Annotated in this window: 14 protein-coding genes; 8 read left to right on the top strand and 6 right to left on the bottom strand. The window is 42.8% G+C overall.

The features are described from left to right. Positions 1-13: 13 nt before the first annotated feature. Positions 14-1,858, top strand: a complete 1,845-nt coding sequence (gene dsbD, locus FTV14_RS05360) for a protein-disulfide reductase DsbD (protein ID WP_180030980.1) — start codon at positions 14-16, stop codon at positions 1,856-1,858. A 58-nt stretch (positions 1,859-1,916) separates the two neighbouring features. On the opposite strand, the gene FTV14_RS05355 is transcribed toward dsbD, so the two are convergent. Continuing rightward, complete coding sequence (locus tag FTV14_RS05355; protein WP_180030982.1) at positions 1,917-3,107, bottom strand: GGDEF domain-containing protein; 1,191 nt, start codon at positions 3,105-3,107, stop codon at positions 1,917-1,919. A gap of 264 nt (positions 3,108-3,371) precedes the next feature. On the opposite strand from FTV14_RS05355, the gene FTV14_RS05350 reads away from it, so the two are divergent. Then, on the top strand, positions 3,372-3,941 hold the full coding sequence (locus tag FTV14_RS05350; protein ID WP_180030984.1) for an FMN-dependent NADH-azoreductase: 570 nt from the start codon (positions 3,372-3,374) through the stop codon (positions 3,939-3,941). Between the two features lie 71 nt (positions 3,942-4,012). Here FTV14_RS05350 and FTV14_RS05345 read toward each other — a convergent pair whose 3' ends face one another. Continuing rightward, complete coding sequence (locus FTV14_RS05345) at positions 4,013-4,924, bottom strand: alpha/beta hydrolase (protein ID WP_180030986.1); 912 nt, start codon at positions 4,922-4,924, stop codon at positions 4,013-4,015. Between the two features lie 155 nt (positions 4,925-5,079). Here FTV14_RS05345 and FTV14_RS05340 point away from each other — a divergent pair, with 155 nt between their 5' ends. Next, entirely contained in the window at positions 5,080-5,517 is a 438-nt protein-coding gene (locus FTV14_RS05340) for a DUF2147 domain-containing protein (RefSeq protein ID WP_004781465.1), read from the top strand. An 86-nt stretch (positions 5,518-5,603) separates the two neighbouring features. On the opposite strand, the gene FTV14_RS05335 is transcribed toward FTV14_RS05340, so the two are convergent. Next, entirely contained in the window at positions 5,604-5,954 is a 351-nt protein-coding gene (locus FTV14_RS05335; protein WP_180030988.1) for a Spx/MgsR family RNA polymerase-binding regulatory protein, read from the bottom strand. A gap of 469 nt (positions 5,955-6,423) precedes the next feature. Further along, positions 6,424-7,242, bottom strand: coding sequence for an exodeoxyribonuclease III (locus FTV14_RS05330; protein WP_159124217.1), 819 nt, complete (start codon positions 7,240-7,242; stop codon positions 6,424-6,426). A 41-nt stretch (positions 7,243-7,283) separates the two neighbouring features. On the opposite strand from FTV14_RS05330, the gene pyrE reads away from it, so the two are divergent. Both pyrE and FTV14_RS05320 read left to right on the top strand, forming a co-directional pair. Next, a complete protein-coding gene (gene pyrE / locus FTV14_RS05325; protein WP_125279724.1) occupies positions 7,284-7,934 on the top strand; it encodes an orotate phosphoribosyltransferase in 651 nt (216 codons plus the stop codon). A 425-nt stretch (positions 7,935-8,359) separates the two neighbouring features. Then, positions 8,360-8,671: a hypothetical protein gene (locus FTV14_RS05320; protein ID WP_180030990.1), complete on the top strand. Its 312-nt coding sequence runs from the start codon at positions 8,360-8,362 to the stop codon at positions 8,669-8,671. Positions 8,672-8,812: 141 nt separating this feature from the next. Here FTV14_RS05320 and FTV14_RS05315 read toward each other — a convergent pair whose 3' ends face one another. Continuing rightward, entirely contained in the window at positions 8,813-9,007 is a 195-nt protein-coding gene (locus tag FTV14_RS05315) for a DUF3565 domain-containing protein (RefSeq protein ID WP_004781474.1), read from the bottom strand. Between the two features lie 130 nt (positions 9,008-9,137). Here FTV14_RS05315 and gshB point away from each other — a divergent pair, with 130 nt between their 5' ends. Continuing rightward, on the top strand, positions 9,138-10,085 hold the full coding sequence (gene gshB / locus FTV14_RS05310; RefSeq protein ID WP_180030992.1) for a glutathione synthase: 948 nt from the start codon (positions 9,138-9,140) through the stop codon (positions 10,083-10,085). Between the two features lie 39 nt (positions 10,086-10,124). Here gshB and FTV14_RS05305 read toward each other — a convergent pair whose 3' ends face one another. Next, on the bottom strand, positions 10,125-11,327 hold the full coding sequence (locus tag FTV14_RS05305) for a CynX/NimT family MFS transporter (RefSeq protein ID WP_180002590.1): 1,203 nt from the start codon (positions 11,325-11,327) through the stop codon (positions 10,125-10,127). Between the two features lie 409 nt (positions 11,328-11,736). Between FTV14_RS05305 and murG the strand changes: the two genes are divergently transcribed. Together murG and murC are read left to right on the top strand one after the other, a co-directional pair. Then, entirely contained in the window at positions 11,737-12,834 is a 1,098-nt protein-coding gene (gene murG, locus FTV14_RS05300; RefSeq protein WP_034703617.1) for an undecaprenyldiphospho-muramoylpentapeptide beta-N-acetylglucosaminyltransferase, read from the top strand. A gap of 12 nt (positions 12,835-12,846) precedes the next feature. After that, entirely contained in the window at positions 12,847-14,295 is a 1,449-nt protein-coding gene (gene murC / locus FTV14_RS05295) for a UDP-N-acetylmuramate--L-alanine ligase (RefSeq protein ID WP_005232692.1), read from the top strand. The last annotated feature ends 32 nt before the right edge of the window (positions 14,296-14,327 follow it).

Genomic DNA, 14,327 nt, shown 5'->3' with positions numbered 1-14,327 from the left:
CTCTTATTCCGATATGACCAAAGCACTACAGTTTAAGATCGGGAGAAAAGTTTTTTCTCCAGTCTTATTGGGCACAGTGTTGCTTAGTAATATTGCTCAGGCAGAAGCGCCTTTGCTTTCGCCTGAGCAGGCTTTTCCTCTGAGTATCAGTTCAGTCACTCAGCAACAGACTGAACTTAGCTGGGAAATTCCACAAAACTATTATCTTTATCAGCATAAGGTAGAGCTAAAGCAGGGAAGTCAGCCGATGACCTTGCAATTGCCACCTGCTGAAGATCTATATGATGAAAACTATGGTCATACCCAGGTTTATTATCAGCAATTAAAAGTTCAGATTCCGACACAGGCGGGTCAAACTTATCAGGTTAGCTGGCAAGGCTGTGCCAAAGACCGGCTTTGTTACCCACCCCAAACCATTAAATTCAAGACTGACCTATCTGGTCTGGTGCAATATGAATCTACTGGCTCGGGTAATAAACGGTTACTGGATCTAAGTAGCTCCTCCTCACAGCACAACCGAATTCTGGAAAATTCTGCTGATGATCTAGAATCAGGAAATACAGACAGTAAAATCGTTGAAGTCATTTCTACACGATCCAACAGCGACTCGGCACAAGACCAGCAATGGTCTACACGTCTGGCTGAAAGTTCGCTGGCTTATGGATTGCTGTTATTTTTCGGCTTGGGCATTTTGCTGGCATTTACGCCATGCTCTTTGCCGATGCTGCCAATTCTGACTTCATTAATTGTTCGTGATAGCAAAGGCATCAAGGCCTGGATGATTGCCCTAAGCTTTGTAAGCAGTATGGCCGCAGTCTATGCGGTATTAGGCTTGATCGCGTCTTCAGCCGGACTCAACTTTCAGCGCTGGTTACAGCAACCTGCCACCCTGATGGCATTTAGTGCATTATTTGTGGTATTTGCCCTCAACCTGTTTGGCCTGTTTGAAATTAAAATGCCACAGCGTCTGACGCAACGTCTGGACCGGGTTCAGGCGATGCAGCAAGGGGGAACTCTGGTTAGCGCTGCGATCATGGGATCTGTTTCTGCCTTGCTGGTTGGGCCTTGTATGACGGCACCATTAGCCGGTGCTTTATTATTTATTTCCCAGACTCAGAACCAGTGGCAAGGCGCAGTGCTGTTGTTTACGTTGGGTTTCGGTATGGGCACCCCGTTGCTGCTGGCCAGTATTATGGGGGCACGTATTCTACCTCGAGCCGGGCACTGGATGAATCAGGTGAAAGTGCTCTTTGCTTTCATTATGCTAGCTTTGGCCTTGTATTTTATTCGTCCGCTGATTTCAGAAGCGGCATTGCAGTGGCTGTCGCTAGGGCTGGGCTTAAGCTTTGTAGCCTATGTTCTGGCACGATTATTATGGAAAAATACCGGACTGCGCTGGCTCTATATCATCTGTTTGGCTATTGCAGTGCCTTATATTACATATAGTCAGTATCAGCATAGTCAGCGTTTTTTTGTTGAAACTGCCCAACAACAGGCGAGTTGGCATATAGCAAAAACGGCCACTGAATTTGAACAGTTATTGGCTACAGTACCGCAAGGGCAGAAGGTCATTATTGATGTCTATGCTGATTGGTGTGTGGCCTGTCAGCCGATTGAACATAAAGTATTAAAGGCAGTTGCTGTCCAGCAGGCCTTAGCCCCTTATTTTCTGATCAAGCTTGATCTTAGTCAGTATGATGCTACGCATCAGGCTTTACTTAACCGATGGGAAATTCTGGGACCACCGACCTATTTATTTCTTGATACTCAGCAGCAGGAGATTCGCAGCTTACGTTTGACTGGCGCATTTAGTAAAGCAGAATTATTGGCACAGCTACAGCTTTTAGAACAGCTCTAGCATTCACTTTAAAGCTTTTCTGGTACATGCTTTAAAGTGAATAAGGCCGATAAAAATATCAGGCTGGTTGAACTTTCAAAGGTTCCAGATAAGATTTCACCTGATTCCGTCCACTAGCTTTGGCCTGATAAAGGGCTTGATCGGCCTGGCTTAAAAGTTGTTGCGGGCGTAATTCAGGTTTTGAAATAGCAATGCCAAAGCTGGCCGTCACTGGGATCAATTGTCCTTCATCACTAAAAATCTGTAGTTGCTGGATCGCGCTTCGGCAACGCTCTGCAACCTGCTGAGCTTTTTCCAGGCTGGAATTATTCAGGACCAGAATAAATTCCTCACCGCCGAACCGTCCCACCACATCACTCTCACGCAATTGCTGGTTCAGTACCGCACTGACTTGTACCAGTGTTTCATCGCCCTTGTGATGTCCATAGTAATCATTAATCTTTTTGAAATGATCCAGATCCAGCAGCACCAGGGCATAGTTAAAAGTTGCAGTACTATTTAACTGATCCAGACATTGATTAATGCTACGGCGGTTAAACAGATTGGTCAGAGGATCGATCTGGCTGAGATGGTTAATCAGCTGTTCGCGATAGCGCCATTGACTGAGTAAAATCTCAAATAAAATCATGCAGATAGCAAGAATCGGCAGGATAAAATACAGCATTGATAACAGCCAGAAGCTATTATGGAAAAACTGGTCCTGAATATTAAAAAGTGGTGAATAAGGCAGTTGTTGGTTAAAGCTTAGATAGGCACAAGTTACCAGAAACAGTGAGGCCGGAATCAGCATGCTATAGACCAGTCTCCGGTGAAACAGGACTAGACCTACCGTCATCAGGCAAACATAGGCAATTGTGGCTACCGGGCTAATCACGCCTACGATATATGCATCCCGACACAGGGACACCACAAAGATGCCCACTGCCAGATAGGGAAAATATCGTTCTATCAGTGCATTGCCCTGAAATTTATAACAGGGATAAATCAGAAGAACCAGCGCCAGTAAAAATAGGCCATTCATGTGAATCTCTGAACGAACGACATCAATATGGACATGCTGCCAGTATTGCGGATGTGACAGGACAAACAGGTCCCAGCTTAGCCAGCTGATATGTATGCCACAGCCCAGTGCCAGCATCAGGATACACTTTTTCAAAATTCCCCAGTTCATCACCACTTCATCTTCGATCAGATATTTCTTGAGTCGATGATTCTGGAATTTTTGTAATACTGCTGACATTCGCTTCATACAACAGGTCTGACCTTTATTGTTATTGCTAAGTTTTTAAAAGATGGAAAAATATTGCTTTAATTATTTACAGAAATATAACATAAAATTAATTCATTGATAATCAGTAATATTTATCAAAAATTAAAAAAAAGGAGAAAAATTAAGCTGGAAATTTATTGTTCTAAATACGCAATGAAGTGTTTTATTTAAACCCATTATTTCATTATTTAAAGTTTATTAAGCTATGTCCATTCCCGAACAATGAACGGACCAGATTAAGCAATGAAAATTTTACAGATTGATTCCAGTATTTTAGGCGATGCCTCTATTTCCCGTCAGTTGACTCAAGCTATTGTGGGACAGCTTCAACAGAAACATGGTGAGGCTGTTGAGCTTGAATATCTGGACTTGGCTGCACAGCCGATTCCACATTTAACTGCCGAAATTTTGATGGGTCAAAATCTTGAGCAAGCGGCTTTAGGAGAACAGATTTTACAGCAGTACTTACAGGCGGATATCGTGGTGGTTGGGGCCGCTATGTATAACTTCGGTCTACCTTCTACCTTAAAAGCCTGGATTGACCGCATTAGTGTGGCAGGGCGTACTTTTAAATATACAGAAAATGGCCCAGTGGGTCTGGCAGGTGAAAAGAAAGTCTATATTGCCAGTAGCCGCGGTGGTGTTTATGGCGAACAAAGCCCAGTCGATTTCCAGGAAGCTTTCCTGAAAACTGTATTTAACTTTACTGGCGTAACTGATGTGCACGTAATTCGCGCTGAAGGCGTCAATATGGGTGATGTAGCGAAACAGCAGGCAATTGAAACTGCGATGACGCAAGTAAGCCTGATCTAAAAAGCGATAGATAATCACTAAACAGAAAAGGTCAGCAATCGCTGACCTTTTTTATGGCTTCTTTTAAATTTCTAGTCTTGATCTAGACGATGAGCAAATTCTGAAAGATCCGCTAGCGCTTGTCGAGCCTCTTCAAACCAGGCACTAAACATCTGAAAGTTATGCCACATCCCGGTATATAACTTGAATTCAACCTCGACACCAGCCTGTTCCGCTTTTTCCTTGAAGCGTGTGGCATCATCCAGCAGAATTTCTTTAGACCCCACCTGTATATGCATCGGTGGCAAACCACTGAGATCGGCAAAAAATGGGGAAATCTCTGGATCGCCACGATCCATTGCACTCGGTACATAATACTGAATCCCGGTCTTTAGGGTTTCAATCGACAGCAGGGCATCATGCTTTTGATTATAGCGTAGTGATTCACTGGTCAGGGTCAGATCAAGGAAAGGGGAAAGTAGAATCAGTCCACTCACCTGTGGCAGGCCTTCCTGCTGTAATTTGAGTGCCAACGCCAACGCCAGATTAGCGCCACACGAATCTCCGGACAGAACAATGTCCTTAGCCTGAATGCCCTGATCTAATAACAGGTTATAGACATCAAACACAGCTTCCAAAGGTTCAGGATAAGCAGATTCAGGAGCCAGAGGATAATCAATATGCAGTACCTGCATCTGGGTGCGAGCGGCAATCTGGGTCATAAAGGCACGATGGGTATTTAAGGAACCGAGATAAAAAGCACCACCATGAATATGGAAAATCAGCTGGCTGGATTCCTGCTGTGGTTTGATTTCCTCGGCATGTACACCTGCCAGCCGGAGCGAACGGATTTGTACGGACTTATCTTGCGGAAAAATCTTGCACATCTGCTCCAGTGCGACCCGTAAGGAGCTTGGAGGAAGATTGAACCGACTAGGCGCGCGGATGGTCGCTTTTAAAAGACTTTCTGTAATTAATTGTTTCGTCACGGGGCTAATCTTCATCTTCTTTCCATCTTTTTCTGCTTTTATTGATTATGTGGATTATTTACCAACAATATTTACAAGGTTACACTAAATAGTCACAGGTAAAAATTGCAAAAATGTTGTGACTTTTTAATACTACATCGGTCTATCTCAGACTAGGGAAATGAAGAAAAATGAAAAAAATTACGCTAATGTTAGGACTACTCGGCTTATCTGCGCTGGCCAATGCTGCAGATCCTTTAAATGGTACCGTTTGGAAAACGATTGACGACGAAACCAAACAACCAAAGGCTATAGTAAAATTTACTGAGCAAAAAAATGGGACATTATCTGCAAGCATCCAATCGGTATTAACACCGGGTGAAGAAAATGCTTGTACAAAATGTGAAGGTCCGTATCACAATAAATCGCTGAAAGGTTTAACGATTGTGAAAGGCCTGAAAAATACAGGCGGAACCAGCTATGACAGTGGTTCGATCCTAGATCCAAAATCTGGTAAAACTTATAAGCTGAAAGGCAACCTGACAGATGGTGGCAAGAAGCTTGAGCTGCGCGGTTATATCGGCGTGTCTGCTTTAGGTCGTAACCAAACCTGGATTCGTGCCAAATAATAGATCATGACCGTTCTCTAAAAACTACCATAAAAAAGCCTGACAGAAGTCAGGCTTTTTTTATTCTTCCAGATCATCTGGGATGATTAGTCTTTTAGCTTTTGATAAGCGGCTTCGTCAAAACCAGCGATAAAACCAGTTGCAGTCTGTAATACCGGACGTTTGATTAAGCTGGTATGAGTAGTTAAGGCGGTAATCAGATTATCTTCACTGGCAAGGGCATTTTCCTGCTCTTCAATAGTAAGTTTACGCCAGGTGGTGCCTTTCTTATTCAGTACCACATCTTGACCTAAAGCATCTAGCCAGGTTTTAACCGTATCCGCGTCGATCCCCTGTTTTTTATAATCATGAAATTCGTAAGCCAGTCCCAATTCATTAAGTAAATCAAAAGCTTTTTTCATTGAATTGCAGTTTTTAATGCCATAAATCTTGAGCATGCTCGCTGTATCCCAAACAGTTTATTTATTGATGGCTTAGCTTAGCTGAATTTATGCCGATCGCCTATGTGCTTCCAAGAAGCTTGTTTTTAAGCAATATTTAAAAGACATGTCATTCGATTGACATCGTTTAAGAGCAGAATGGGTATTAAAAAGTAAATGGTAAAGTTTAAGAATAAGAAAAAAATGAAGGTACTGAAATGAGAAAACCCGCATCTAATCATCCTGATTATGCGGGTCTCAATACAACGTCCGTTGTCACATCCATGAAAAACAAGCTAAATCTGATAGTTTGTTTTATTTTCTTCCTACGGCGTCCTGTCCTTATAGTGTCATCCTGACATATCCCTGTGCCGTGTGAGTATCATGCGCTGTTAGGGTCTGAAGATAAACCTGAAAATACGTCATGTAGTGTAGGTAATAAACCTTAATTGAGTGAACGAATGTTCACTCAATCTTTCGGTCAGTTTTAGATTTTATAGTCAATAATCACGGGTGCATGGTCACTAAACCATTCATCTTTATAGACCCAGGCATTTACAGTACGGTCTTTCCAGTCCGGTGAGCAGGCCTGATAGTCAATCCGCCAGCCCACGTTCTTGGCGCGGGCTTGACCACGATTCGACCACCAGGAATATAGCTCGGCTTCTTTACGGACTTCGCGGAACGTATCGACATAACCTAGTTCATCATAGATATGATCCAACCATGCACGTTCATGCGGCAAGCAGCCCGATGCTTTCTGGTTACCGGACCAGTTTTTAATATCGATACGTTTATGCACGATATTGTAATCACCACAGACAATGATGGATTTGTCTTCATCGCGCCATTGTTTCAGGATCTTTTTATACTCTTCCAGAAAGTGATCTTTACGTGCCTGCGCTTCATCGCCCGAAGAACCTGAAGGTAAATACAGCGAACAGATATGCGCTGTTTTTTCCAGACCCAAGTCAAATTCTGCCGAGATAAAGCGACCTTGAGAATCGGCCAGTTCAAAACCCAAACCATCGGTAATGGAAACAAATGGCAGACGGCTGTAAATCGCTGTACCCGCGTAACCTGGACGCTCGGCAGGGAACAGGTGGGTATACCAGCCTTCAGGCTTAAATTTATCAGTCCACTGCGCATGGGTGATCCGGCTTTCCTGCATGCAGATCACATCGGCATCAGACTGTTCGATCCACTCTAGCAAGCCCTTGCTGACAGAGGAACGTAAACCGTTGACATTAATTGAAACGACACGAAGAATTTTTTGATCACCTGGATAGCTACTCTTTGGTATCATGCGCAAGTCTTACCCTTAATTAATGGATTTAGGAGCACCTCATGTCAACGCCAGCTCAGTTTAACCCGCAAGCTTTTATCGAACTCGCATTATCACGTGGTGTGCTTAAATTTGGTGAGTTTACTTTAAAATCAGGACGTGTGAGTCCTTATTTTTTTAATGCTGGCTTGCTCAATGATGGTGAAGCCTTGTCACTACTGGCTTCTGGCTATGCTGCAAAATTAACTGAATGTGACAATGTTGAAGTGATTTTTGGACCAGCATACAAAGGCATTCCTTTTGTAGCAGCTACAGCAGTGGCACTATCGCAAAATCATGGCGTCAGCGTGCCATGGGGCTTTAACCGTAAAGAAGCCAAAGATCACGGTGAAGGTGGTGTGCTGGTCGGTGCTTCAGTGGAAGGGAAAAAAGTCTGGATCATTGATGATGTGATTACAGCCGGTACTGCGATTCGTGAAGTGGTCACTATCCTGAAAAATGCCGGTGCGCAAATTGCTGGTGTACTGGTTGCTCTTGACCGTCAGGAAAAAGGCCAAGGTGAATTATCTGCTATTCAGGAAGTACAAAAAGAGCTGGAAATTCCAGTACATGCACTGATTACTATGAAAGATTTAATGAATTACCTAGATGCAAAAGGCGATAGCGAAGCATTGGCGAAAATGGAAGCTTATCGTGTGAAATACGGAATCTAAAATCCAATTCACCACATGAAGATGTATAAGCCCTAGTAATCTAGGGCTTTACTTTTTATGGGAAGAGAAGTTCTGTTCAGGCGACTGTATTTAAAAGAAATATAAATAATAAGATAGAAATTTTGATCTAAATAAACCTTGAATTCGATAAATTATATTATCTTCTTCAAAATTAAATTCTATCTAAATATTCTTCTCAATATATAAATCTTGATCAAAATTATTTTATCTAAAAAGAACAATATTTTTAAAAGAAACTCATTAAAGAATGAATTACCCCCCATAAAGTCCCTTTACAAATAAAATGAATAAGGTAGTTATGGTCATTGTTTACAAATTGTAATCTGCCTATATTAAAATAAACATTACGTAATTAATTATAAGAATTTCATAATTTTAATTGATTTAAAATAAGAGTACTAGGAATGGATTACTGGAACAGTGTTTTATTTATATCGATTATAACGGTGGTAGGTTTAGCCATTATTGTCATGCTGGTGGGCTGCAAGATGTGGAAAAACCTGGTGGTGACTTTACTGATCTCGACAACGATTGGCTTTCTGATTATATGTACTATTAACTTTATCTTTGGGGAAAATCTGAATTTGTCCTGGATTCCTGATCAGAGCTGGCATCATAAGATCACTTTGGAAATTGCTCTGATGAGCTTACTGATTGGCGGGGTCAGTACCTTTATTATTATGCTGGGAACCATGATTTCGAAAAATAATCGTTAAATCATAAAATTAGATGTATTTAGTTGAAAGATAATGCATTTATAAGCAAGGTATTATTATTTTTATTCAGGTTTTAATCAATTTTCTAAACGAGATAAAATACTCAGGGTGAGTATATATACTGATTTGATTTAGAAGATATTAATCCTCGTGTATTTCACATTTTTTGCAGTCCAATAAGACGCCCAGTTTTTCTTTACGGCCTTGTTCGGTCATGACCCAAGGACGGTTTTGCCAAGGTGGATCATGCCGCACATGCTGACCATGACCACAGGCCAGTTCAGCGACCCAATGATTTTCTTCATCCAGATGAAAGCCGACAATTGCCTGCTGCATGATAAATGCTCTTGTTGATTAAAGTATTTAAGCATTTATACAAAATTAGTCATGCAAAATCACCATAAACAAAAGAAACTGCACAGGCTATACTCCTTGCTAATGTATTTTTAAGAAAGAGCACAGAGACATGCGCATACTTGTTGTGATGGATCCCATCGAAAATGTAAACCTGAAAAAAGATTCAACCATGGCCATGTTATGGGCAGCTGCACGCCGTGGACATGAACTGGGTTATGCATTACAGCAAGATTTATATATCGATCAGGGGAAGGCCTTTGGTTTGATCTCACCATTACAGGTGTTTGAAGATTATGACCATTATTATGAATTAGGTGAAAAGCGTAAGGAATCCATCGCGGCCTATGATGTGGTGTTGATGCGTAAAGACCCACCTTTCGACATGAATTTTGTTTATACCACTTATATTCTGGAACAGGCAGAACGTGAAGGAGCATGGATTATCAACAAACCGCAAAGCCTGCGTGACTGCAATGAAAAGCTGTTTGCTACTCAGTTCCCGCACCTGCAAGTTCCGACTTTGGTAACGTCGCAACAAAGCCTGATCCGTGAATTTTTAAAAGAGCATGTTGATGTGATTGTAAAACCATTGGATGGTATGGGCGGCACCGGAATTTTCCGTCTCTATCAGGATGGTATCAATATTGGCTCAACCATTGAGATTCTGACCAACAATGGTAACCAGCCGATTATGGCACAGCGTTATATTCCTGAAATTGTAGAAGGGGATAAGCGTATCCTGATGATCAATGGCGAACCAGTACCGTATTGTCTGGCCCGTATTCCGCAAAATGGTGAAGTGCGTGGCAATCTGGCAGCAGGTGGTTTAGGTCAAGCACGTCCATTAACTGAGAATGATAGAGCCATTGCAGCGCAAGTGGGGCCTTATCTCAGAGAAAAAGGTTTGGTATTTGTCGGTCTGGATGTGATTGGCAATTATGTCACTGAAATTAACGTCACCAGTCCAACCTGTATCCGTGAAATTGATACTCAGTTTGGTACCTCCATTGCAGATGACCTGTTTGATGTACTGGAAGCCGGTCTGGGTCAAGCCTAAGCTTTCAATAATAAAAAAGAGCCTCGTCTGAGGCTCTTTTTATTGGCCATAATGCTTGAATAAAAGCAGGGTCATTAAGATTCCTAATATAGAGAGGCTGGCGGTAACTGCCGCGATATAAGCCCAATTCTGTGTAGTCGAAACTAGTGCTGCGCTTAAAGGCGGCACAAAAAATTGAGCACAGGCTGAAAGCTGTAAAACCAGACCCACACTGGCTGCTGCGGCATTGGCACGCGGGGCATGCTGCAAAGTAATGGCAAAAACAGTGGTCGGGATAATTCCACCAATCAGTGAAAACAGTACAGCACTTATAAACTGTAAGTCGAACATGAGCCATGAACTGGCTGCAAAAGCCAGAAAGCTGCTGCACAGCATGGCTGTAAATCCGGTACTGAATAGCGTCTTGGGTTTCCAGCCACGTTGTAACAACATACCTGCGCCAAAAGTGCCGCCCAGATTGGCAAGTACCACGATTGAAACCAGAACGCCTGCAACTTTTAAATCAATACCATGTTCGACGTACATGCTGGGCAGGAACCCGGTCACGGTAATCCACTGACTGGTATAACAGGCAAAAATAATAGCTAAACACAGAATGGGTGGATGGGTAAGGGTAACTTTGACAATCTGCCAGAATGAAGTATTTGACGGTACTGGTTGAGGAATTGTGTTAGATGCAAATGCCATTGAATCTATTCGCAGGTATCGTTTAATGATGCCTGCAATAATCAAGCATAGACTGCCGAGAATAGCCCAAATATTCTGCCAGTTCAGGTATTCGAGTAAAACAGGAATACTAAAAACAGCAAGACTGACACCGACACCCATATAGGAACTCCAGAGTCCCATTTTAAAATTCAGTGTTTCAGGCCGACTGATCCGTTTTAAAATTGCAGGCGCGCACAAGGAAATAGTTAAAAATCCAATCCCTTCGGTAAAGCGGAAGAAATATAAGGCTGTGGCATGCTGAATCCAAAGGCCAGCGATACTGCTCAGTCCTAAAATGATTAACGCCAAAATCATGCAGCGCTTTAAACCCACTTTTTCCGAAAAAGCACCAATACAAAGGGCGAATAGCATCCCGGCCCCTTGTACTAAAGATAGGGAAAACCCGGCTTGCGTAAAACTTAAGCCTAAATCCTGTTGCAGAATAGGAATAATAGCAGACAGTTTGCCGACATGCATGGCCGCCAGATAACCGGCTAAAATAATCCATAGATCACGAATTGATATTTTTGACATCTATAATGCTTGAATCCATTTAAGGAATATGCAGATCAATTTGAAAAAAATTATATAGATATAGGGATAACATAAAATTTTATTCAGATTTATATGATTTAGGCATAAGTTAATAGGATGAATTAAATGGAAAAATAGCCAGTAATTAGTGAAAAATGTATAGATTTAGGAAGTAGGTATAAAAAGATTAAATGAAAAATATTTAAAAATTATGCTTATATTTCACTTAAGTCTAAGGAAAAATGCAGACCTTATAATAAAACTAGTTTAAACTTCAAATTAGTATGAAAAAAACAATGAAACGCTTGTTGAAATAAGGTAAATAAACTTTCAAGGGCAAGCGTTTGTGATTACAATTGATGACTTAAATTAGACCTCCTGTTTCATTTTTTAATTGAAGAATTAGACCGTGACCGACGCTCAGCAAAAACAGCCTAAACATGTCATGATGATGGCCGCAGGTACGGGTGGACATGTGTTTCCAGCGTTAGCCGTTGCAAAAGATCTACAACAACAAGGAATTGAAGTGTCCTGGTTGGCAACACCAGCGGGCATGGAAAACCGATTATTAAAAAACCATAATATTCCAATTTATCAAATCGATATTCAAGGTGTGCGTGGCAATGGTTTTGTGCGTAAAGTCTTGGCCCCGTTTAAAATTTTAAAAGCCACTCTTAGTGCTATGAAGCATATGAAACAGCTCAAAGTCGAAGCTGTTGCAGGCTTTGGCGGTTATGTGGCAGGACCGGGTGGTCTGGCAGCGCGGATCCTGGGTATTCCTGTAATTATTCACGAGCAAAATGCAGTCGCGGGTTTTACCAATACCCAGTTGTCACGGGTCGCTAAAACGGTATGTCAGGCTTTTCCTGATACTTTCCCGGCACAAGACAAAGTAGTGACCACCGGTAATCCAGTACGTAAAGAAATTACAGAAATTTTAAATCCGTCCTGGCGTTATCAGGAGCGGGAAAAAGCTGGCCAGCCACTACGAATTCTGATTGTTGGCGGTTCACTTGGGGCACAAGCCTTAAATGAACGTGTGCCGGAAGCCTTGAAACAGTTGAATGTGCCGTTAAATGTCTATCATCAGTGTGGTCAAAATCACGCTGAAGCAACGCGCGCACGTTATGCAGACAAACCCGCCTCCTTACAGGTTGAAGTTCAGCCTTTTATTGAAGATATGGCCCAAGCTTATAGCGACGCCGATCTGGTCATTTGCCGTGCCGGTGCACTAACGGTTACTGAAATTGCAACTGCCGGTGTAGCCGCGATTTTTGTACCGCTACCAAGTGCGGTTGATGATCACCAAACTGCGAATGCCAAATTCCTGGCCAATCAGCAGGCAGCCAAAATCTGCCCGCAGGCTACTTTGACGCCAGACAGTTTAAAAACCTTATTAGAGCCGATGCTTGACCGTCAGGTATTGATGGAAATGGCGGTAAAAGCACGCCGTCAGGCTCAACCCGATGCGACCCAGCATGTGGTCCGTTTAATTCAAGAATTGTAATCCGAGTAAATTATGTCTCCAGTAACCCCAGCAGACCAAGCAAAGAAATTAATTAAAGTCCCGGAAATGCGCCGGATCAAGCATATCCATTTTGTAGGGATTGGTGGTGCAGGGATGTGCGGGATCGCGGAAGTACTGAAAAACCAGGGGTATAAAGTTTCTGGTTCAGACATCAAGGCCTCTAAAACTACGGCTCAATTAGAAGAAAATGGTATCAAGGTCTATATCGGCCATGCAGCCAGCAATATTAAGGGTGCCAATGTCATCGTGGTATCTACCGCGATTGATAAGGAAAACCCGGAAATCAAGGCGGCTCTTGAAACCCGTACACCGGTAGTCCGCCGTGCAGAAATGCTGGGTGAGCTGATGCGTTACCGTCACGGGATCGCGGTTGCAGGCACTCACGGTAAAACCACAACCACCAGCCTGATCACCTGTATGCTGGCAGAAGAAAATCTGGATCCAACTTATGTGATCGGCGGTTTGCTAAACCGTACCGGTGTGAATGCCGCTTTGGGTGCAAGTCGTTATATCGTGGCAGAAGCCGATGAATCAGATGCCTCATTCCTTTATCTAGAACCAATGGCTGCCGTGGTGACCAATATCGATGCTGACCATATGGATACTTATGGCGGTAGCTTCGATGTTTTAAAAGATACCTTTATCCAGTTTCTGCAAAAACTGCCATTCTATGGTTTAGCGGTTGTGTGTGGTGACGATGCCAATATCCGTGAAATCATGCCACGTATTGGTCGTCCATTACTGACTTATGGTTTTAATGAAGATAATGACATTCGTGCCGTCGATGTCGTACAAGAAGGTATGCGCAGCCACTTTACCGTATTACGTAAAGATCGTGAGCCGCTACGCGTGACTGTGAATCAGCCGGGTCTGCACAATGTACTCAATGCCTTGGCTGCAATTGGGATTGCAACGGATGAAGGCGTATCCGATGCAGCTATTTGCCGTGCACTGGAAGGCTTCAGTGGTGTAGGTCGTCGTTTCCAGGTACAAGGTCAATTCGAACTTGAAGGCGGCGATGTGAAACTGGTCGATGACTATGGTCACCATCCAAAAGAAGTAGAAGCCACTATTAAAGCGGCTCGTGCCAGCCATCCAGATCGCCGTCTGGTGATGATGTTCCAGCCGCACCGTTTCAGCCGTACCCGTGACTGTTTTGATGACTTCGTAGAAGTGCTTTCACAAGTTGATCAGCTGCTCTTACTTGAAGTGTATCCGGCAGGGGAAAAGCCAATTGTAGGTGCAGATAGCCGCGCATTGGCACGTAGTATCCGTTTACGTGGGGAAGTTGAACCAATCCTGATTGATCCGGTTGAGGGGAACCTGAGCCAGGTGATGAAAAAGGTATTGCAAGCAAATGACTTGTTATTAACCCAAGGCGCAGGTAATGTTGGAGCAATCTCAATCGAACTTGCTCAAAATCATTTATATGTAAAGTAAAATAGTCATGTTATGACTGATTGAACAGATTC

The organism is Acinetobacter sp. YH12236 (genome assembly GCF_013417645.1).
Lineage (GTDB): Bacteria > Pseudomonadota > Gammaproteobacteria > Pseudomonadales > Moraxellaceae > Acinetobacter.
Note: the sequence above shows the minus strand (reverse complement) of the source record. Positions and strands in the feature narration are given on the sequence as shown.